Below are 20,950 nucleotides of genomic sequence, written 5' to 3'. Positions count from 1 at the left end.
GGATGGTACGCGGCCCCACGGGGGCCGGGCGGAAAGCGGCTGGCTGCGCGCCCCTCCGGCCCCCGACAGGGTACCGCCACCACCCCGTACGGGCCTACTGGTCGCGGAACCGCACGATCTTGACGAACTCCTCCGCGTTCAGCGACGCGCCACCCACCAGGGCGCCGTCCACATCCGGCTGGGCCATGATCGCGGCGACGTTCCCGGCCTTGACCGAGCCGCCGTACTGGACGCGGACGCCATCGGCAAGCGGCCCGTCGTAGAGCTCGGCCAGCCGCCCGCGGATCGCGGCGCAGACCTCCTGCGCGTTCTCAGGGGTGGCGACCTCGCCCGTGCCGATGGCCCACACCGGCTCGTACGCGACGACGATGCTCGCGGCGTGCTCGGCGGGCACATCCTTCAGGGCGCCGTCGAGCTGGGCCAGGGTGTGCTCGATGTGGCCGCCCGCCTTGCGGACGTCCAGCGGCTCGCCGACGCACAGGATCGGGGTGAGCCCGTGCCGGTAGGCGGCCTTCACCTTGGCGTTGCAGGACTCCTCGGCCTCGCCGTGGTACTGGCGGCGCTCGGAGTGGCCGACGACGGCATAGGTGCAGTTCAGCTTGGCGAGCATCGGCCCGGAGACCTCGCCCGTGTAGGCGCCGTCGTCGTGCGCCGAGATGTCCTGCGCGCCGTACCTGATCTTGAGCTTGTCCCCGTCCACCAGGGTCTGCACCGAGCGCAGATCGGTGAACGGCGGCAGCACCGCGACCTCGACCGCGTCGAAGTCCTTGTCGGAGAGGCCGAAGGCGAGCTTCTGGACGTGGGCGATGGCCTCGAGGTGGTTGAGGTTCATCTTCCAGTTGCCCGCCATCAGCGGGGTGCGTGCTTCCGGTGACGCCATGGTCGTTCAGTCCTCCAATGCGGCGAGACCGGGGAGCCGCTTGCCCTCGAGGTATTCGAGGCTGGCTCCGCCACCGGTCGAGATATGGCCGAAACCCGACTCGTCGAAGCCGAGCGTGCGCACCGCCGCGGCGGAGTCCCCGCCGCCCACCACGGTGAAGCCCTCGCTCTCGACGAGCGCCTGTGCCACGGCCCTGGTGCCCTCGGCGAACTCGGGGTGCTCGAAGACGCCCATGGGGCCGTTCCAGAAGACGGTGGCGGCGTCGGCGAGCTTCGCGGCGTACAGGCTGGCCGTCTCGGGGCCGATGTCCAGGCCCTGGAGCCCGGCGGGGATCGCGTCGGCGGCCAGCACGACGGGGTCGGCGGGCGCCTTGGTCTTCAGATCGGGGAAGTCCTTGGCCGCCACGACGTCCACGGGCAGCACAAACTCCACGCCGCGCTCCTTGGCGGCGCGCAGATAGCCCTGGACCGCCGGGACCTGGTCCTGCTGGAGGAGGGAGTCGCCGACCTCGTGGCCCTGCGCCTTGAGGAACGTGTACGCCATGCCGCCGCCGATCAGGATGCGGTCGGCCTTTCTGAGCAGGGACTCGATCACGGCGAGCTTGTCCGAGACCTTGGCGCCGCCGAGCACCACGGCGTAGGGGCGGACGACGTTCTCGGTGAGCTGGCGCAGCACGCCGACCTCGGTGGCGATCAGGCCGCCCGCGGCGTGCGGGAGCCGGGCCGGGAGGTCGAAGACGGAGGCGTGCTTGCGGTGCACGGCGCCGAAGCCGTCGCCGACGTAGAGGTCGGCGAGCGAGGCGAGCTCATCGGCGAACGCCCCGCGCTCGGCGTCGTCCTTGCTGGTCTCCCCGGCGTTGAAGCGAAGGTTCTCCAGCAGCGCCACCCGCCCTTCGGCGAGCCCCGCCACGGCCGCACGCGCGCTCTCGCCGACCGTGTCGGCGGCGAACGCCACGTCGGCGCCGAGCAGTTCGCCCAGGCGGCGGGCGACGGGCGCGAGCGAGAACGCCGGGTCGGGGGCGCCCTTGGGCCGCCCGAGGTGCGAGGCGAGCACCACGCGGGCGCCCGCGTCGGTGAGGCGGCGGATGGTCGGCACGGCGGCCCTGATGCGGCCGTCGTCGGTGATGGTCTCGCCGGAGAGCGGGACATTCAGGTCGGCGCGGACGAAGACCCGCCGTCCGGCGACCTGGAGGTCATCGATCGTCTGCATGTGAATTGGCTCCTAGAGCTGCTCTGCTGCCTGCCCGATCGCACGAGGGCCCGCCGGGCGCGGCGCGAGCCGCGGCCCTGCGAGCCCTGGTGGGGGAAGCGGTCAGAGCCGCTCGCCGACGTAGACGGTGAGGTCGACCAGGCGGCTCGAGTAGCCCCACTCGTTGTCGTACCAGCCCACGATCTTGACCTGCGTGCCCTGCGCCATGGTGAGCGAGGAGTCGAACGTGCAGGAGGCGGGCGCGCTCACGATGTCGGACGAGACGATCTGGTCCCCGGTGTACTCGAGGATGCCCTTGAGGCCGGTGTCGGCGGCGGTGCGGAACGCGGCGTTGACCTCGTCCTTGGTGACCTCGCGGCCGACCTCGACGACCAGGTCGGTGACCGACCCGGTGGGCACGGGCACGCGCATCGCGATGCCGTCGAGCTTGCCCTTGAGCTGCGGCAGGACCAGCGCGGTGGCCTTGGCGGCACCGGTGGTGGTCGGGATGATGTTGATCGCGGCGGCGCGGGCGCGGCGGAGGTCCTTGTGCGGGAAGTCCAGGATCCGCTGGTCGTTGGTGTACGCGTGAATGGTCGTCATCAGGCCCTTGACGATGCCGAAGCTCTCGTCGAGGACCTTGGCCATGGGCGCCACGCAGTTCGTGGTACACGAGGCGTTGGAGATGACGTGGTGGGTGGCCGGGTCGTACTGCTCCTGGTTCACCCCCATGACGACGGTGAGGTCCTCGTTCTTCGCGGGGGCGGAGATGAGGACCTTCTTGGCGCCCGCGGCGAGGTGCTTGGCGGCGTCGTCGCGCTTGGTGAAGATGCCGGTGGACTCGATGACGATGTCGGCGCCGAGCTCGCCCCACGGAAGGGCGGCCGGGTCGCGCTCGGCGAGCGTCTTGAACGTCTGTCCGCCGACGGTGATGCTGTTGTCGGTGGAGGTGACCTCTTCCTTGAGGCGACCGAGGATGCTGTCGTACTTCAGCAGATGGACCAGGGTCTCGTTGTCGGTCAGGTCGTTGACACCGACGATCTGGACATCCGCTCCCTGATCAAGGAGCGCACGGAAGTAGTTGCGACCGATGCGGCCGAAGCCGTTGATTCCTACGCGGATCGTCACGAACCGATCTCCTCGTTGGTACGTCGGTGAAACGAACACCGGCGATGCTGTATTGGGATGTCCCCGACCACGACCGACCCTACCGCGCCCGGGCTTTCCGGGTGACACCGACCGGGCGTGCGGCGGCCGGGGACACCGGCGTGCGCGCCCCTCGCGCCGGGGGCCGGCTCAGCCGACCATCTCCTCCGTGAGGCTCGCCTCGGTGCCAGGGATGCCGAGGTCCTGCGCGCGCTTGTCGGCCATCGCGAGCAGGCGGCGGATGCGCCCCGCGACGGCGTCCTTGGTCAGCGGCGGGTCGGCCAGGGCGCCCAGCTCCTCGAGCGACGCCTGCTTGTGCTCCATGCGCAGCCGCCCCGCGGCGGCGAGGTGGTCGGGAACCTCCTCGCCCAGGATCTCCAGGGCGCGCTGCACGCGGGCGCCCGCGGCCACGGCGGCGCGGGCGGAGCGCCGGAGGTTCGCGTCGTCGAAGTTGGCCAGGCGGTTGGCGGTGGCCCGCACCTCGCGGCGCATGCGGCGCTCCTCCCAGGCGAGCACGGACTCGTGCGCGCCGAGGCGGGTCAGCAGGGCGCCGATCGCGTCGCCGTCCCTGACCTGCACGCGGTCCACGCTGCGGACCTCGCGGGCCTTGGCGCTGATCTGGAGGCGGCGGGCCGCGCCGACGAGGGCGAGGGCGGCCTCGGGCCCGGGGCAGGTGACCTCGAGGGAGGAGGAGCGCCCGGGCTCGGTGAGCGAGCCATGCGCGAGGAACGCCCCGCGCCAGGCGGCCTCGGCGTCGCACGTCGCCCCCGAGACCACCTGGGGCGGCAGGCCCCTGATCGGGCGCCCCCTGCCGTCGACGAGGCCGGTCTGCCGGGCCAGCTGGTCGCCTCCCGCGACCACCCGCACGACGTAACGGCTGCCGCGGCGCAGCCCGCCGGGGGCCATCACCAGCAGGTCGGAGGCGTGCCCGAAGATCTCGAGGATGTCCCGGCGCAGCCGTCTGGCGGCGATCCCGGTGTCCAGCTCGGCCTCGATCACGATCCGCCCGCTGACCAGGTGCAGGCCGCCCGCGAAGCGCAGGATCGACGACACCTCCGACTTGCGGCAGCAGGTGCGGGTGACGGGAAGCCGGGAGATCTCGTCCTTCACCGCAGCCGTCATCGCCATGGGCCGATCCTTCCATGCATCCGAAAAACACGGTCATACGCGGCGGCAAGCAGCTCCGGGTCATGTCGCGGGGAGCCGTCAGGGGCGGCCACGGGGGCCAGCACGACTTCGGCCCCCAGCCGCTCGGCCGCCCGGCGCAGACTCTCCTGGTCCGGCACCGCGGCCCGGTCCGCCAGCACCACGTCAAAGGCGAGTTTAGGGGCGTGTTGTACCAAAACCTCCACATGACGCTGCGGGGAGAACCCATCAGTTTCGCCGGGCTGGGGGGCGAGGTTGAGGGACAGCACGCGGCGCGCCCTGGTGCCGGTGAGGGCGTCGAGGAGGTCGGGGACGAGCAGGTGGGGGATCACGGAGGAGAACCACGAGCCGGGGCCAAGGACCACCCAGTCGGCGTCCAGCACGGCCTCGACGGCCTCGGGCACGGCGGGCGGGTCGTGCGGGACGAGCATGACCTGGGTGACCTCGCCGGGGGTGAGGGCCACGGCGGCCTGGCCGCGGACGCGGCTCAGCTCTTCGGGGCGATCGGGCTCATGGCCGCGGACCTCGGCCTCGAGCTGGAGGGGGACGGCCGACATGGGGAGCACGCGGCCATGGGCGCCAAGCAGCTTGCCGACCAGGTCGAGGGCGCGCACATGGTCGCCGAGCTGCTCCCACAGGGCGACGATCAGGAGGTTGCCCACGGCGTGGTCGTGGAGGGCGCCCTCGCTGGTGAAGCGGTGCTGGACCACCTCGGACCACGTGCGGCCCCACTCGTCGTCCCCGCACAGCGCCGCGAGGGCCTTGCGCAGGTCGCCGGGGGGCAGCACGCCAAGCTCGTCGCGGAGCCGACCGCTCGAGCCGCCGTCGTCGGCCACGGTGACGACGGCGGTGAGGTCACCGGTGATGCGGCGCAGCGCGGTCAGCGAGGCGGAGAGCCCCATGCCGCCGCCGAGGGCGACGACCTTGGGCTGGGCGCTCCGCCGCCCGCCGCGCAGGGTGCGCAGCGGGCGGCGGACGCCGCCGTCCCTGCTGTCTGCGTTCCGGCGCTGCCGGACGCCCTTTCGCGGCATCTACTCGCGCCCCATGTCCCGGTGCACGACGACCGTTTCGACGCCTTCCGCGGCCAGCCGTCTGGCCAGCCGCTCGGACATCGCCACGCTGCGGTGCTTGCCGCCGGTGCAGCCGACGGCGATGGTGACATACCTCTTGCCCTCGCGGCGGTACCCGGTGGCGATCAGCTGAAGCAGCTCGGCGTAGCGGTCGAGGAACTCCTTGGCGCCCGGCTGGTTGAACACGTACCCGGCGACCTCCTCGCTCGTGCCCGTGTAGGGGCGCAGCTCGGGGACCCAGTGGGGGTTGGGCAGGAAGCGGCAGTCGACCACGTGGTCGGCGTCCACCGGGAGGCCGTACTTGTACCCGAAGGACATGACCGTGGCCCGCAGCTCGGGCTCGTCGCCGCTGGTGAACTGGGCGTCCATCTTGGCGCGCAGCTCGTGCACGTTCAGGTTGGAGGTGTCGATCACCAGGTCGGCGTCGCCGCGCAGCTCGCGCAGCAGGTCGCGCTCGGCGGCGATGCCGTCGACGATGCGGCCTTCGCCCTGGAGCGGGTGCGGCCTGCGCACGGACTCGAAGCGCTGGACGAGGGCGTTGTCCGAGGCTTCGAGGAACACGATGCGGCGGGTGACGCCCTTGGTGTCGAGGTCCGTGAGGGATTCCCGCAGGCTGTCGAAGAAGCCGCGCCCCCTGACGTCGACGACGACGGCGATCCGCGCGACGTTCCCCTGCGAGCGGGCGCCGAGGTCCACCATCGTGGGGATGAGGGCCGGCGGCAGGTTGTCGACCACGAACCAGCCGAGGTCCTCGAGGCACTTGGCCGCGGTGGACCGGCCGGCGCCCGACATCCCCGAGATGATCACCAGCTCCGGGGTGGTGAGGGTCTCCTCGGTGCCGACGGCAGTGGCCGGCTCGTCCTCGCCTCTGGTCTGTTCGCTCATGTTGTGTCCCCCGCCTGTCTCATTCCTTGTAGCGACTGTGTGGGCTGCGCTGTCCCCGCTCAGTCCTCGATGATCTCGCCGGTGGCGGTGTTGACCGCCGGGGCGGGGTGGCCGTCCCGGGCGAGCGCCGCGGCGACCGTCTCGGCGGTCCTGCGGCCCACCCCCGGCACCTCGCAGATCTCCTCGACCGTGGCGGCGCGCAGCCGCTTGACCGAGCCGAAGTGCTTGAGCAGGGCTTTCTTCCGGGTCTCCCCGAGGCCGGGCACGGCGTCGAGGGGACCCTTCCTTATCGATTGTGACCTCTTGCCCCGCTGGTAGCGGATCGCGAAGCGGTGCGCCTCGTCACGCACCCGCTGGAGGAGGTAGAGGCCCTCGCTCGTGCGGGGCAGGATCACCGGGTCGTCCTCGCCGGGGAGCCAGACCTCTTCGAGGCGCTTGGCCAGCCCGCAGACGGCGACGTCGTCCACCCCCAGCTCGTCCATGGCCCGCCTGGCGGCGGCCACCTGGGGTGCCCCGCCGTCCACCACCACGAGCTGGGGCGGGTAGGCGAAGCGCCTGGGGCGGCCGTCGTCCGTACGGGGGGACGCCGGAGCCTCGTCGTCCGGTTCCTCCACGGCCCACTCGCCGGTCCGCTCGCGCTCGCGCAGGTAGCGGCGAAAGCGGCGGGAGACGACCTCGTGCATGGAACGCACGTCGTCCTGCCCGGCGAAGCCCTTGATCTGGAACCTCCGGTACTCGCTCTTGCGGGCCAGGCCGTCCTCAAAGACGACCATGGACGCCACGACGTCGTCGCCCTGGAGGTGGGAGATGTCGAAGCACTCGATGCGCAGCGGTGCGGAGTCGAGCGCCAGGGCCTCGGCGATCTCCTCGATGGCGCGGGAGCGGGTGGTCAGGTCGGAGGCGCGCTTGGTCTTGTGCAGGGCGAGGGACTGCTTGGCGTTGCGCGCGACGGTCTCGAGCAGGTCGCGCTTGTCGCCGCGCCGGGGCACGCGCAGGCTGACCCGGGAGCCGCGGCGCTGGGTGAGCCATTCGCTGAGCGGCCCCGGCGGGTCGGGGACGGCGGGGACCAGGACCTCGCGGGGGACGCTCTCGCCGCTCTCCTCGCCGTAGAGCTGCTGGACGGCCGACTCCACGAGGTCGGCGGTGGTGACCTGCTCGACCTTGTCGGTGACCCAGCCGCGCTGGCCCCGCACCCGGCCGCCGCGCACGTGGAAGATCTGGACGGCGGCCTCGAGCTCGTCGTCGGCGACGGCGATCAGGTCCGCGTCGGTGGCGTCGGCGAGCACCACGGCGTTCTTCTCCATGGCGCGGCGCAGCGCCTCGATGTCGTCGCGCAGGCGGCCCGCCCTCTCGTACTCCAGGGCCTCGGCGGCCTCGTGCATCCGCTCCTCGAGACGGCGCAGATAGGCGCCCGTGCGCCCGGCCATGAAGTCGCAGAACTCCTCGGCCAACTCGCGGTGCTCCTCGGCGCTGACGCGGCCTGTGCAGGGCGCGGAGCACTTGTCGATGTACCCGAGGAGGCAGGGGCGGTCGACGGCCCTGGCTCGCTTGAACACCCCGGCGGAGCACGTGCGGACGGGGAAGACGCGCAGCAGCAGGTCGACGGTCTCGCGGATGGCCCAGGCGTGGGCGTACGGGCCGAAGTACCGCACGCCCTTGCGCTTGGGGCCGCGCATGACCTGGGCGCGGGGGTATTCCTCGCCCATCGTGACGGCGAGCGAAGGATAGCTCTTGTCGTCGCGGTACTTGACGTTGAACCTGGGGTCGTACTCCTTGATCCAGGAGTACTCGAGCTGGAGCGCCTCAACCTCCGTGGAGACCACGGTCCACTCGACGGAGGCCGCGGTGGTGACCATCGTGGCGGTCCTGGGGTGGAGGCCCGCGAGGTCCTGGAAGTAGGAGGGGAGGCGCTGGCGCAGGCTCTTGGCCTTCCCGACGTAGATCACCCGGCGGTGCTGGTCCCGGAAGCGGTACACCCCGGGCGAGTCGGGGATGTCACCCGGGCTCGGGCGGTAGCTGGAGGGATCGGCCATGGACGCAACCCTACTGCCGGCAACTGACAGTGAGTGACCGTGGCATGGGCCGCGGGGCCGGCCGGGGCGTCGGCCGCGGGCCGGTCCAGGGGTCGGCCGGAGGGGTCACCAGCCGCGTTCGCGCCAGGCGGGGATGTGGGGGCGCTCGGCGCCCAGCGTGGTGTCGTCGCCGTGCCCGGGGTAGACCCATGTCTCGTCGGGGAGCGGCCCGAACAGCTTGGCCTCCACGTCGTCGAGCAGGCGCGTGAACGCCGCGTGGTCGCCTCGGGTGTTGCCCACGCCGCCGGGGAAGAGGCAGTCGCCGGTGAAGACGTGCGGGTGGCCCTCGGGGTCGTTGTAGACCAGCGCGATGGAGCCCGGGGTGTGGCCGACCAGGTGGCGGGCCGTCAGGCGGCACGCGCCCACGGGGATTTCGTCGCCGTCGTCGACGGGCACGTCGGTGGGCACGGGGATGCCGTCGGCGTCGTGCCGCCCGGCGTAGGTGCGCGCCCCCGTGGCGCGCACCACCGCGTCGAGTGCCTGCCAGTGGTCGCCGTGGCGGTGGGTGGTGACCACGCCCGCGACGCCGTCGTCGCCGATGAGGGCGAGCAGGGTCTCGGGCTCGGCCGCGGCGTCGATCAGGAGCTGTTCCCCGGTCTCGCGGCAGCGCAGCAGGTAGGCGTTGTTCTCCATGGGGCCGACGGCGGCCTTGGAGATGATCAGCTTCGCCAGCTCGTGCGCGTCGGCGGGGCCGCCGACCGTGACCCTTCCGGTGTAGGACATGGCCGTCAGTGTGTCACAGCGGCGGCAGGGCGGGGAGCGATCCGCCTGTGGTCAGGCCGCTGCCCGAGGTGCGGCCGCTGAGCCAGCCGACGAGGGCGGGCGGGGTGCCGACGACGATGTCGCGGGCGCCCTCGCGGCCCGTGTGCCACACGCGGCCGTCCTCGGCGCGCAGCTCGAGCGGGGGGACGTCGGGGTGTCCGGCGAAGCGGGCGGTGAGGTAGTCGGCGGCGCGGTCGGTGAAGGCGCCGGAGAGGTCGGCCACGGTGCGGCCGATGTCCAGGTCGAGGTGGTGCAGCTCGACCTCGACCCAGCGGCGCAGGGGCAGGGTGTGCGCGTGGTCGGTGACGCCGTTGCGCAGGGCGACCTTCGCCTTCCAGCGCGCGTCGTCGAGGGCGTCGAAGGCGTCGGCGAGGCGGTCGCCGCTGTCGCGGACGTCGGCGCGGTGCTCGTCGGCGGGCCGGGCGGCGCCCCGCTCGATGTCGGCGTCGCGGGCCTCCTCGCTGCTGTACATGGGGTGGCCTTCGAGGACGTTGACCAGCGCGTCGGCGTTGCGCGCGAGGTGGGAGACGACGTGGCCGCGGGTCCATCCGGGGAGCAGGGAAGGGCCGGTGAGGGCGTCGTCGTCCACGGCCGAGAGGGCGAGGACGAGGTCGTCGGTGGCGCCGCGGAGGCCCGCGAGGTCCGCTTGTGGTCGGCTCATGGCCACACGCTAACGGCACCACTCCATCGAGTGAAGTTGGCCGAGGAATACGGGGAATCGAACGCGCGTACTATAGAGTGCGGACCGCGGGATTCCACCGCTTTCAGGGCCGGGTGTCAGAGGCCGCCCCTAGTCTTGGACTAGGGTGCCCGTCCGGCGCCGCCCCGGAGCTCTCCGCCCCAGGACCACAGCAGAATTCACGAAAGGTGCCATCCGGCGTGGCCGACCGACTCATCGTTCGTGGCGCTCGCGAGCACAATCTCCGGAATGTCTCGCTCGACCTGCCGCGCGACTCGCTCATCGTGTTCACCGGGCTGTCGGGCTCTGGCAAGTCCTCGCTCGCCTTCGACACGATCTTCGCCGAGGGCCAGCGCCGTTACGTCGAGTCGCTCTCGGCGTACGCACGGCAGTTCCTGGGGCAGATGGACAAGCCCGACGTCGACTTCATCGAGGGGCTCTCCCCCGCCGTCTCGATCGACCAGAAGTCCACGTCGCGCAACCCCCGCTCGACCGTCGGCACGATCACCGAGGTCTACGACTACCTGCGGCTGCTGTTCGCCCGCATCGGCAAGCCGCACTGCCCCGAGTGCGCCAGGCCGATCGCGCGGCAGTCGCCGCAGGCCATCGTGGACAAGGTGCTCTCGCTGGACGAGGGCAGCCGCTTCCAGGTGCTCTCGCCGCTGGTGCGCGAGCGCAAGGGCGAGTTCGCCGACCTCTTCGCCGACCTCCAGACCAAGGGGTACAGCCGGGCGCGGGTGGACGGGGCGACGGTCCAGCTCACCGACCCGCCCAAGCTGAAAAAGCAGGAGAAGCACACGATCGAGGTGGTCGTGGACCGCCTCACCGTCAAGGAGAGCGCCAAGCGGCGGCTGACCGACTCGGTCGAGACCGCGCTCGGGCTGTCCGGCGGCATGGTCGTGCTCGACTTCGTCGACCTGCCCGAGGACGACCCGCAGCGCGAGCGGATGTTCTCCGAGCACCTGTACTGCCCGTATGACGACCTGTCGTTCGAGGAGCTGGAGCCGCGCTCGTTCTCGTTCAACTCCCCGTTCGGCGCCTGCCCCGAGTGCACCGGCATCGGGACGCGGATGGAGGTGGACCCCGAGCTGATCATCCCCGACCCGGAGAAGACGCTCGACGAGGGCGCCATCCACCCGTGGTCGCACGGGCACACCAAGGGATACTTCAACCTCCTGATCGGCGCCCTCGGCGACGCCCTCAACTTCCGCACCGACATCCCCTGGGAGGGGCTGCCGCAGCGGGCGCGCAAGGCCCTGCTCAACGGGCACAAGACCAAGATCGAGGTCCGCTACGAGAACCGCCATGGCCAGGAGCGGGCCTACACCACGGCGTTCGAGGGCGTGCTGCCATTCATCAGGCGCCGCCACGCGGAGGCGGAGACGGACTCGAGCAGGGAGCGCTTCGAGGGGTACATGCGCGAGGCGCCCTGCCCCGCCTGCCACGGCACGCGGCTGAAGCCGCTGGTGCTCGCGGTCACGGTGCAGGGGAGGTCGATCGCCGAGGTCTCCTCGATGTCGATCAGCGAGTGCGCCGACTTCCTGCGCGGGATGACGCTGTCCGCGCGGGAGAAGGCGATCGCCGAGCGCGTGCTCAAGGAGGTCAACGAGCGGCTGCGCTTCCTGGTGGACGTCGGCCTCGACTACCTGTCGCTCAGCCGCGCCGCAGGCAGCCTCTCCGGCGGCGAGGCGCAGCGGATCAGGCTGGCCACGCAGATCGGCTCGGGCCTGGTCGGGGTGCTCTACGTCCTGGACGAGCCGTCGATCGGCCTGCACCAGCGGGACAACCACCGGCTGATCGAGACCCTGGTCCGCCTGCGCGACCTGGGGAACACCCTGATCGTCGTCGAGCACGACGAGGACACCATCAAGACATCCGACTGGGTCGTGGACATCGGCCCAGGGGCGGGCGAGCACGGCGGCGAGGTGGTGCACAGCGGGCCGCTGGCCGAGCTGCTGACCAACGAGGCGTCGCTGACCGGCCAGTACCTCTCCGGCGCGCGCAGCATCCCGACGCCGAAGCGGCGCCGCCCGGTGGACGAGGACCGGCTGCTGACGGTGCACGGCGCGCGCGAGCACAACCTCAGGGACATCGACGTGTCGTTCCCCGTCGGCGTGCTGACAGCGGTCACCGGCGTCTCGGGCTCGGGCAAGTCCACCCTGGTGAACGACATCCTCTACACCCACCTCGCCCGCGAGCTGAACGGCGCGAAGGGCGTTCCTGGGCGGCACACCCGGATCACCGGGGACGACCTGGTGGACAAGGTCGTGCACGTCGACCAGTCGCCGATCGGCCGCACCCCCCGGTCGAACCCCGCGACCTACACCGGCGTCTTCGACCACGTCAGGCGCCTGTTCGCGGAGACGGCCGAGGCGAAGGTCCGCGGGTACCAGCCGGGGCGGTTCTCGTTCAACGTCAAGGGCGGCCGCTGCGAGAACTGCTCGGGCGACGGCACCATCAAGATCGAGATGAACTTCCTGCCCGACGTCTACGTCCCGTGCGAGGTCTGCCACGGCGCCCGGTACAACCGCGAGACGCTCGAGGTGCACTACAAGGGGAAGTCCATCGCCGAGGTGCTGGACATGCCGATCGAGGAGGCGATGGACTTCTTCGAGGCGGTGCCCGCGATCTCCCGGCACCTGCGCACGCTCAACGACGTGGGGCTCGGCTATGTCAGGCTCGGCCAGCCCGCCACCACGCTCTCCGGCGGCGAGGCGCAGCGGGTCAAGCTCGCGTCCGAGCTCCAGCGGCGCTCCACCGGCTCGACGGTCTACGTCCTGGACGAGCCGACGACGGGTCTGCACTTCGAGGACATCCGCCGCCTGATCGCGGTCCTGTCCGACCTGGTCGACAAGGGGAACACCGTGATCGTCATCGAGCACAACCTCGATGTGATCAAGACCGCGGACTGGGTGGTCGACATGGGGCCCGAAGGCGGGTTCGCCGGGGGCACCGTGATCGCCGAGGGCACGCCCGAGCAGGTCGCGTCGGTGCCCGCGAGCCACACGGGGAAGTTCCTGCGGGACCTGCTCGGCGACGCGGTGAGCGATGCCGCGGGCGGCGCGGCGGGCGGGGCCGCGGGCGGCGGCGCCCCCCGGCGCGCGGCGCAGAAGCGCGCGCGTGCCGGTGCGTCACGGAGCCGCTGAGCCGGGTGAGTTGTTTCCCGAAAGTTCCCGGCCTCCCTCTGGTGCGCTGATGGCTCCCTTGGGACGCTGTGCCGCTGGATGCGCTCAACGCGCAGACAGGGCAAGCGTTTCTAGGGAGTACCCGTGCCAGGAATCGCTGTGCGCAGGGGGCTGCGCGCACGTTCACTCATCGCGGCGGGGGCCGCGACCGCTCTGACGCTCGGGCTCGCGCCACCGGGCGCCGCCCACGCGCCCGCAGGTCCCGCGCCGACGGTCGCCTGGGCCACCCCCGCGGGGGTGGCCGACCGCGACGGCATGGAGCTGTCGCGCACCGAGCAACCGATCGCGCCGGGCGCCGAGCTGACGACGTTCCAGCGGCTCGAATCCGACAAGTGGCTCAGCGCCCAGGCGCTCAGCATCGACCTGACGAGCGACCTGCGCGTCGACTACCTCTCCCCAGGCCGGGTCGCCGACGCGGCTCCGGTGAGCGAGCTGGTGGCCGGGCACGACGCGGGCGATGGCCGGACCACCGTCGCGGCCGTCAACGCCGACTTCTTCGACATCAACGCCACGAGCGCCCCGCTGGGCGCCGGGATCTCGGGCGGCGAGCTGACGCAGTCGCCCACCGACGGCGCCCACGAGGCGGTGGGCATCGGCCCGGGGAGCGCGGGCCGCATCCTGGAGCTGTACTTCGACGGCACGCTCACGCTGCCCTCGGGCGAGGCCGCGCTCGACGCGTTCAACGCCCCGCTCGTCCCGGCCGACGGCATCGGCGTCTACACCCCGCAGTGGGGCGAGGCCGACCGTTCGCTCCCGGTGAGCGGGGCCACCGGCGTCACCGAGGTCCTGGTGGAGGACGGCGCGGTCGTCTCGGTCGGCGACGCGCCGGGCAACGGCCCGATACCCGAGGGGGCCACCGTTCTCCTGGGCCGCGACGCCGGGTCGGCCACCCTCTCCGGGCTGGCCCCGGGCGACCCGGTCGACCTGGAGTACGCGCCGCGCACCGGCGACGGCTCGCCGCTGCCGGTCACCGCGGTCGGCGGCCGCGGCGTGCTCGTCGAGGACGGCGAGCCACGGAACTGGGAGGGCCTGCCCAACAACCCCACAGCCCCCCGCACCGCCGTGGGCTTCTCCCGCGACGGCCAGGAGATGCATGTGCTGACCGTGGACGGGCGGCAGGCGCACTCCGGCGGCGTCACCCTGACCGAGCTGGCCGTGATGATGGACGACCTGGGCGCCTGGTCCGCGCTCAACCTGGACGGCGGCGGCTCGAGCACCCTGCTGGCCAGGGACCCCGGCGCCGCCGCGCCGACCGTGCGCAACAGCCCGTCCGACGGCACCGAGCGCCTGGTGCCCAACGGCCTGGCCCTGACCGCCCCTGTGGGCAGCGGCGATGTCACCGGCTTCCGCGTCGCAACGGCCGCCGACCCCGCCGAGGCGCCGACCGCGGGCGCCGTGCCCGGCGGCCACCCCGACCGGGTCTTCCCCGGGCTCACCCGGCAGTTGACGGCCACCGCGCACGACGAGACCTATGGCCCCGCCGATGGCGCCCCCGCCCGCTGGCTCAGCGACCGGCGGCGGGTCGGCACCGTCGGCGACGACGGCGTCTTCCGCGCCGAGCGGCCCGGCACCGCCCGGGTCACCGCGGTGCGCCGGGGCGCCGAGGGCTCGCTCGACCTGACGGTGCTCGGCCCGCTGGAACGCCTTTCGCCCACCACGCAGCGCGTCGGGCTCGCCGACGCGCGGGCCACCGGCGCCTTCGGGCTCCTGGGCCACGACGCCGCGGGGAACTCCGCGCCCATCGAGCCCGCCGACGCCCGACTCGACTACGACGCCTCGCTGTTCACCGTCGAGCCCGCCCCCGAGGCGGGCGGCTTCACGGTGCGCGCCGCGTCGGGCGCGCCCTCCGCCTCGGGCCGGATCGGCGTCGAGGTGAACGGCGTGACCACCGCGGTAGCCGTCACCGTAGGGCTCGACGACACCACGGTCGCCGACTTCGAGGACGCCGGCGCCTGGGAGTTCAGCCACGCCCGCGCCGACGGCGAGCTGCTGCCCGAGCCCGCGGGCCAGGAGGGCGCGGCGCTGCGCATGACATACGACTTCGGCCTGTCCACCGCGACCAGGGCCGCCTATGCCACCCCCGAGGCCGACATCCCGGTGCCGGGCCAGCCGCAGAGCTTCACGCTGTGGCTGGACGGCGACGGGCGCGGGGCGTGGCCCTCGCTGCACCTGGTGGACGCGCGCGGCACGGCGCAGGTGCTGCGCGGCGACCACATCGACTGGGAGGGCTGGCGGCAGCTCACGTTCACCGTGCCCGACGGCATCGCCTATCCGCTGTCGGTGCGCCGCTTCTACGTGGCCGAGACGCGGCCCGAGCAGAGCTACACCGGCGACATCGTGATCGACGAGCTGCGCGCGCAGACCCCGCCCGAGGTGGAGCTGCCGCCCGCGGACGCGTACGCCGACCCGCTGATCGCCCCGGGCACCGAGGCTGCCGAACGCGACTGGCGGTTCGCGGTGGTCTCGGACGCCCAGTTCGTGGCGCGCGACCCGGACAGCGAGACGGTGGCCGCGGCCCGGCGTTCGCTGCGTGAGGTGCGGGCCGCCGATCCGGACTTCGTCGTGATCAACGGCGACTGGGTGGACGAGGGCTCGCCCGCCGACCTGGACTTCGCCCGCGCGGTGATCGAGGAGGAGCTGGGCGACGGGCTGCCCTGGTACTACGTGCCGGGCAACCACGAGGTGATGGGCGGCTCCATCGAGGAGTTCGAGGCGGAGTTCGGCGAGAGCCGCGTCACGTTCGACCACCGGCGCACCCGGTTCGTGACGCTGGACACGTCGTCGCTGACGATCAGGGGCGGCGGCTACGAGCAGTTCCGGGAGCTGCGCGCGCAGCTGGACGCCGCGGCGGACGACCGGTCGGTGGACTCCGTGGTGGTGCTGGCCCATGTGCCGCCGCGCGACACCACGGCGCAGCCCGCGAGCCAGCTGACCGACCGCCACGAGGCCGCGCTGGTCGAGGACTGGCTGGCCGACTTCCGGCGCGAGACCGGCAAGGGCGCCGCCTGGTTCGGCGCCCATGTGGGGATCTTCGACTCCTACCACCTGGACGGGGTGCCCTACTTCATCGGCGGGAACGCGGGCAAGGCCCCGGCCGCCCCGCCGGACGAGGGCGGCTTCTCCGGCTGGGCGCTCGTGGGCGTGGACCGGATCGGGGCGGCCGAGCAGGCCGGGGCCCGGCGCAACCCCCACGAGGCGCGGCCCGACTGGCTGTCGGTGCAGACCAGGCCGCATGTCGACGGGCTGACGCTGGACGCGCCGCGCACGCTGAGGGTCGGCGAGGCGGCGGCGGCCGGGGCGACGGTGGCGCAGGAGGTGCCGGGCGGAACGCGCGAGGTGCCGGTGGCGTTCCCGGTGAGCGCCGACTGGGGCGGCTCCAGGTCGCTGCACGTGGGCGACCCCGAGGAGGCGCGGCCCCGCGACGTGGCGGCGTTCGATCCGGCGACGGGCCAGCTCACCGGGCTGCGGCCCGGCACGGTGACCCTGGAGGTCACGGTGGCGGGCGAGCGGCGGAGCGTGGAGGTGCGGATCACGCGCTGAGCGCCCCCGGGGGCCTGGTCAGAGGTGGGGCCTGATCGCCGGGAGCAGATCCTGGAACGTGCGGCCCGAGGCGGGGGCGCCCAGGGCGGTCATCCGCCACCCGGCGCCCTCGCGCCGCACCTTGGCCATGATCTGCGCGGTCGACGCCCCGCCGCCGGCCAGGGTGAAACGCGCCAGCTCCGTGCCGGTGGCCGCGTCGACCACCCGGCAAAACGCGTCGCGCACGCGCGTGAAGCGCTGGCCCGTGAACGAGCTGACGGTGAAGACGATCTGGTCGATCTCCGGCGGAACCCTGCCCAGGTCGACCTCGATCGACTCGTCGTCCTCCTGGCCCGCGCCCCCGATCGTGCTGTCGCCCGTGTGGCTCACCGAGCCGTCGTCGCTCGTCAGCTTCTTGAAGTAGACGACGTCCTGGGCCCGTTCCCCGGCGAACAGCACGGCCGAGGCGTCGAGGTCGATGTCGGGACGGCTGTCGAACATCCTGCCGAGGAAGCCCCGGGGGCGGCGCAGCGCCCGCCAGCCCAGGCCCATGCGGATGACGCTCGGCCCGCCGTCATCCACCGCGCCCAGGCCGATCTCCTCGCCCCGGGACAGCTCGACGCTCATGTGCGCTCCCCTCGGCCGCGCCCGCCGCGCGGACCCTCGACCCGCCCACGGTAAGCCCGGGTACCCGCCCTACCGCAGCCCGACCTCGCGCATCTGGCGCAGCTCCTTCTTCAGGTCGGACACCTCGTCGCGCAGCCGAGCCGCGATCTCGAACTGGAGCTCAGCCGCCGCGGCCCGCATCCGCTCGGTGAGCTGCTCGATCGTCTCGGCCAGCTCGGCCGCTGGCCGGTCCGTCAGCTCCTTGCGCCCGCCGCCCGGGGCGACGCTCGGCACCGGCGCCTTGCCCTTCTTCGCCTCGACGGGCTTGCGGTACCCGGTGTCGAGCAGCTCCCGGGTGTCGATGTCCTCGCGGGCGATCGTGGCCACGATGTCGTTGATCTTCTTGCGGAGCGGCTGCGGGTCGATGCCGCGCTCCTCGTTGTACGCGATCTGCTTGACCCGGCGGCGGTTGGTCTCCTCGATGGCCCGCTCCATCGCCGGGGTGATGCGGTCGGCGTACATGTGGACCTGGCCCGAGACGTTCCGCGCGGCGCGGCCGATCGTCTGGATCAGCGACGTGCCGGAGCGCAGGAAGCCCTCCTTGTCGGCGTCCAGGATGGCAACGAGCGACACCTCGGGCAGGTCAAGGCCCTCCCGCAGGAGGTTGATCCCCACGAGCACGTCGAACTCCCCCGAGCGCAGCTCGCGCAGCAGCTCCACCCGGCGCAGGGTGTCCACGTCGCTGTGCAGATAGCGGACCCGGATGCCCAGCTCGAGGAAGTAGTCGGTGAGGTCTTCGGCCATCTTCTTGGTGAGCGTGGTGACCAGCACACGCTCGTCCTTCTCGGCGCGCCCGCGGATCTCGTGCACCAGGTCGTCGATCTGGCCCTCGGTCGGCTTGACGACGACCTCGGGGTCGACCAGGCCCGTGGGGCGGATGATCTGCTCGACGACGCCGTCGCCGCGGGACAGCTCGTACGAGCCCGGGGTGGCCGAGAGATAGACGGTCTGGCCGACGCGCTCCAGGAACTCCTCCCACTTCAGCGGGCGGTTGTCCATGGCGGAGGGCAGCCGGAAGCCGTGCTCGACCAGGGTGCGCTTGCGGGAGGCGTCGCCCTCGTACATCGCGCCGATCTGAGGCACGGTGTTGTGCGACTCGTCGATGACCAGCAGGAAGTCGTCGGGGAAGTAGTCGAGCAGGGTGTGCGGCGCGGTGCCCCTGCCACGGCCGTCGATGTGCAGCGAGTAGTTCTCGATGCCGGAGCACGTGCCGATCTGCCGCATCATCTCGATGTCGTACGTCGTGCGCATCCGCAGCCGCTGCGCCTCGAGCAGCTTCCCCTGCTGCTCCAGCGTGGCCAGCCGCTCGGCCAGCTCCGACTCGATCCCCGAGATGGCCCGCTCCATGCGCTCGGGGCCCGCCACATAGTGCGAGGCGGGGAACACATACAGGTGGTCGTCGTCCGAGATCACCTCGCCCGTGAGCGGGTGCAGCGTCGAGAGCGCCTCGATCTCGTCGCCGAACATCTCGATGCGGACGGCCAGCTCCTCGTAGACGGGGAAGATCTCGATCGTGTCGCCCCTGACCCGGAAGGTGCCCCGGGTGAACGCCATGTCGTTGCGCGTGTACTGGATGTCGACGAAGCGCCGCAGCAGGGCGTCCCTGTCGATCTCCTGCCCGATCCGCAGCGGCACCATCCGGTCCACGTACTCCTGGGGCGTGCCCAGGCCGTAGATGCACGAGACGGAGGCGACCACGACGACGTCGCGCCGGGTGAGCAGCGAATTCGTCGCGGAGTGGCGCAGCCGCTCGACCTCTTCGTTGATCGAGGAGTCCTTCTCGATGTAGGTGTCCGTCTGCGGGACGTACGCCTCGGGCTGGTAGTAGTCGTAGTACGAGACGAAGTACTCCACCGCGTTGTTCGGCAGGAGCTCCCTGAACTCGTTCGCCAGCTGGGCGGCCAGCGTCTTGTTGGGCGCGATGACGAGGGTGGGGCGTTGCAGCCGCTCGATCATCCAGGCCGTCGTCGCGGACTTGCCCGTGCCCGTCGCACCGAGCAGGACGACGTCCTTCTCCCCCGCCGTGACGCGCTTCTCCAGCTCCGCGATCGCGGAGGGCTGGTCACCGCTCGGCTGGTACTGGCTGACGACCTCGAAGGGCGCCGTGGTGCGTTCGATGTCTGAAACGGGCCGCATGCCATCCACCGTACGGCCCCCCACTGACAACGCCGTCGCGCCGACGGACGGTAGCCATGTGTTCAACTGGCGGTCACCGTTCTCCTCCCGGTGCGTTCCCGGCCGCGGGCAGCCTGCCCGCGGCCGGTCACCGGAGAACAAGGAGTCCCCCCATGCCGTCCCCTCCCCCTGCCAGCCTGGCCGGGTGGCTGCTCGCGGTCACCCTCGCCGCCTTCGGCCTCGCCCCCACCGCGCAGGCGACGACGGCTGACGTGCTGCCCGTCGCCCTCGTCTCCGACGGCCCTGTCGTGGTCGCGCACCGCGGGGCGTCCGGCTACGCCCCCGAGAACACCCTGGCCGCCGTCGACACCGCGGCGGAGACGGGCACGGAGTGGGTCGAGACGGATGTGCAGCGCACGGCCGACGGTGTGCTCGTCCTCATGCACGACACCACGCTGGAGCGGACGACCGACGCGGAGGAGGTCTTCCCCGACCGCGCCCCGTGGAACGTCGGCGACTTCACCGCGGCGGAGATCGCGCGCCTGGACGCGGGCAGCTGGTTCGGCGAGGAGTTCGCCGGGGAGCCGGTGCCCACCCTCGCCGACTTCGCCGACCGCCTGGAAACGCACGACCAGCGGCTGCTCCTCGAGCTGAAGGCGCCCGAGCTCTACCCCGGCATCGAGGCGGACATCCTGGCGGAGCTCGAGTCGCTGGGCTGGCTGGATCCGCGCAGTCCCGGGGAGCGGCTGGTGATGCAGAGCTTCGGCGCCGCGTCGGTGCGCACGGTGCACGAGCTCGCGCCCGAGGTGAAGACCGGCTTCCTCGGCACGCCCGAGGTCGGGGACATCGCCGAGTACGCGGCCTTCAGCGACCAGATCAACCCCAGGTACACCGACCTGAGCGCCGACTACGTGGCCGCGATCCAGGCCGTGGAAGGGCCCAGGGGCGAGCCGTTGGAGGTGCACGCCTGGACGGTGAACGACGGGCCCACCGCCGTGGCCGTGGCCGATCTCGGGGTGGACGGCATCATCAGCAACTACCCGGACGTGATCGCCGGGGCCCTAAAAGGGTGAGCACTGGAAGGGTGAGCACTGGAAGGGTGAGCACTGGAAGGGTGAGCGCTGGAAGGTGAGGGCTGGGGCGCGGGCTGAGAGCCGGACCGAGGGCCGAGGCCGCCCGCGCCTCGCTGTCAGTGGGCGGCTTTAGGCCAAGGCCGTGAAGTTAAGGGCTGATGGGTGGGTGGCGAGGGTCTCGGCTGGTGATCGTGACCGAATGAGGAAGCGGAGCTCCGGTAGAACGACATCTGCCAAGACAAGCCGTTCACCGTGGGAGCTCCGCTGTCGGGTCAGTGTGTCATCACCCGCGAGATCGCGGTAGCTGAAGGCGTCTTCGCTCCGGGCCATCTGGGCGAGCTGACGCGAATCGTGCCGTTCGAGATGGTCGATGCGGTGCTTGACGAGTGCGGTGCCGCGCAGCGGCGGTTGCGGAAGCTGCCTGCCCGGGTGGTGGTCTACCTGCTGCTGGCGGGAGTCCTGTTCGCCGAGTGCGGCTACCTGGCGGTGTGGCGAAAGCTCACCGCTTCCTTAGGGTCACTGCCGCTGCCCGAGGTCACGGCGACAGCACTGTGGCACGCCCGC

The 20,950-nt window shown here is 72.1% G+C and carries 15 protein-coding genes; 4 read left to right on the top strand and 11 right to left on the bottom strand.

The window, feature by feature from the left end:
• Positions 1–94: 94 nt before the first annotated feature.
• From tpiA to DEH69_RS23810, 9 genes are all read right to left on the bottom strand, one after another.
• Positions 95–880: a triose-phosphate isomerase gene (gene tpiA / locus DEH69_RS23850; protein WP_113689046.1), complete on the bottom strand. Its 786-nt coding sequence runs from the start codon at positions 878–880 to the stop codon at positions 95–97.
• A 6-nt stretch (positions 881–886) separates the two neighbouring features.
• Positions 887–2,089, bottom strand: a complete 1,203-nt coding sequence (gene pgk, locus DEH69_RS23845; RefSeq protein WP_113689045.1) for a phosphoglycerate kinase — start codon at positions 2,087–2,089, stop codon at positions 887–889.
• A gap of 102 nt (positions 2,090–2,191) precedes the next feature.
• On the bottom strand, positions 2,192–3,196 hold the full coding sequence (gene gap / locus DEH69_RS23840; RefSeq protein WP_113689044.1) for a type I glyceraldehyde-3-phosphate dehydrogenase: 1,005 nt from the start codon (positions 3,194–3,196) through the stop codon (positions 2,192–2,194).
• Between the two features lie 168 nt (positions 3,197–3,364).
• Positions 3,365–4,342 (bottom strand): DNA-binding protein WhiA, encoded by a 978-nt coding sequence (whiA, locus tag DEH69_RS23835; protein WP_113689043.1) that lies wholly within the window; start codon positions 4,340–4,342, stop codon positions 3,365–3,367.
• Positions 4,333–5,391: a uridine diphosphate-N-acetylglucosamine-binding protein YvcK gene (gene yvcK, locus DEH69_RS23830; protein WP_113689042.1), complete on the bottom strand. Its 1,059-nt coding sequence runs from the start codon at positions 5,389–5,391 to the stop codon at positions 4,333–4,335. Before yvcK ends, whiA begins: the two co-directional genes overlap by 10 nt.
• The gene (rapZ, locus tag DEH69_RS23825; protein WP_258534907.1) at positions 5,392–6,315 is read right to left on the bottom strand and encodes an RNase adapter RapZ; all 924 of its coding nucleotides are present in this window, start codon (positions 6,313–6,315) and stop codon (positions 5,392–5,394) included.
• A gap of 59 nt (positions 6,316–6,374) precedes the next feature.
• A complete protein-coding gene (gene uvrC, locus DEH69_RS23820) occupies positions 6,375–8,348 on the bottom strand; it encodes an excinuclease ABC subunit UvrC (protein ID WP_113689041.1) in 1,974 nt (657 codons plus the stop codon).
• A 105-nt stretch (positions 8,349–8,453) separates the two neighbouring features.
• On the bottom strand, positions 8,454–9,110 hold the full coding sequence (locus DEH69_RS23815; protein WP_113689040.1) for an MBL fold metallo-hydrolase: 657 nt from the start codon (positions 9,108–9,110) through the stop codon (positions 8,454–8,456).
• A 13-nt stretch (positions 9,111–9,123) separates the two neighbouring features.
• Positions 9,124–9,810 carry a maleylpyruvate isomerase family mycothiol-dependent enzyme gene (locus tag DEH69_RS23810; RefSeq protein WP_113689039.1) on the bottom strand — a complete coding sequence of 229 codons (687 nt, stop codon included), beginning with the start codon at positions 9,808–9,810 and terminating at the stop codon, positions 9,124–9,126.
• A gap of 218 nt (positions 9,811–10,028) precedes the next feature.
• Here DEH69_RS23810 and uvrA point away from each other — a divergent pair, with 218 nt between their 5' ends.
• Positions 10,029–12,974: an excinuclease ABC subunit UvrA gene (gene uvrA / locus DEH69_RS23805; RefSeq protein ID WP_113689038.1), complete on the top strand. Its 2,946-nt coding sequence runs from the start codon at positions 10,029–10,031 to the stop codon at positions 12,972–12,974.
• A gap of 294 nt (positions 12,975–13,268) precedes the next feature.
• Entirely contained in the window at positions 13,269–16,553 is a 3,285-nt protein-coding gene (locus tag DEH69_RS23800) for a phosphodiester glycosidase family protein (RefSeq protein ID WP_113689088.1), read from the top strand.
• 18 nt (positions 16,554–16,571) lie between these two features.
• Here the strand turns inward: DEH69_RS23800 and DEH69_RS23795 are convergent, their stop codons facing one another.
• Together DEH69_RS23795 and uvrB are read right to left on the bottom strand one after the other, a co-directional pair.
• Positions 16,572–17,159 (bottom strand): TerD family protein, encoded by a 588-nt coding sequence (locus DEH69_RS23795; RefSeq protein WP_113689037.1) that lies wholly within the window; start codon positions 17,157–17,159, stop codon positions 16,572–16,574.
• Positions 17,160–17,228: 69 nt separating this feature from the next.
• Entirely contained in the window at positions 17,229–19,334 is a 2,106-nt protein-coding gene (gene uvrB / locus DEH69_RS23790; RefSeq protein WP_113689036.1) for an excinuclease ABC subunit UvrB, read from the bottom strand.
• A gap of 152 nt (positions 19,335–19,486) precedes the next feature.
• Between uvrB and DEH69_RS23785 the strand changes: the two genes are divergently transcribed.
• Entirely contained in the window at positions 19,487–20,386 is a 900-nt protein-coding gene (locus DEH69_RS23785) for a glycerophosphodiester phosphodiesterase family protein (RefSeq protein ID WP_113689035.1), read from the top strand.
• A gap of 252 nt (positions 20,387–20,638) precedes the next feature.
• Positions 20,639–20,950, top strand: a 312-nt coding sequence (locus DEH69_RS31115) for a transposase domain-containing protein (protein ID WP_181727576.1), incomplete at its 3' end; no start/stop codon positions are given.

It is taken from the genome of Streptomyces sp. PT12 (assembly GCF_003311645.1).
GTDB lineage: Bacteria > Actinomycetota > Actinomycetes > Streptomycetales > Streptomycetaceae > Streptomyces.
The sequence above is the reverse complement of the archived record's forward strand: the minus strand, read 5'-3'. Positions and strand labels throughout refer to the sequence as shown.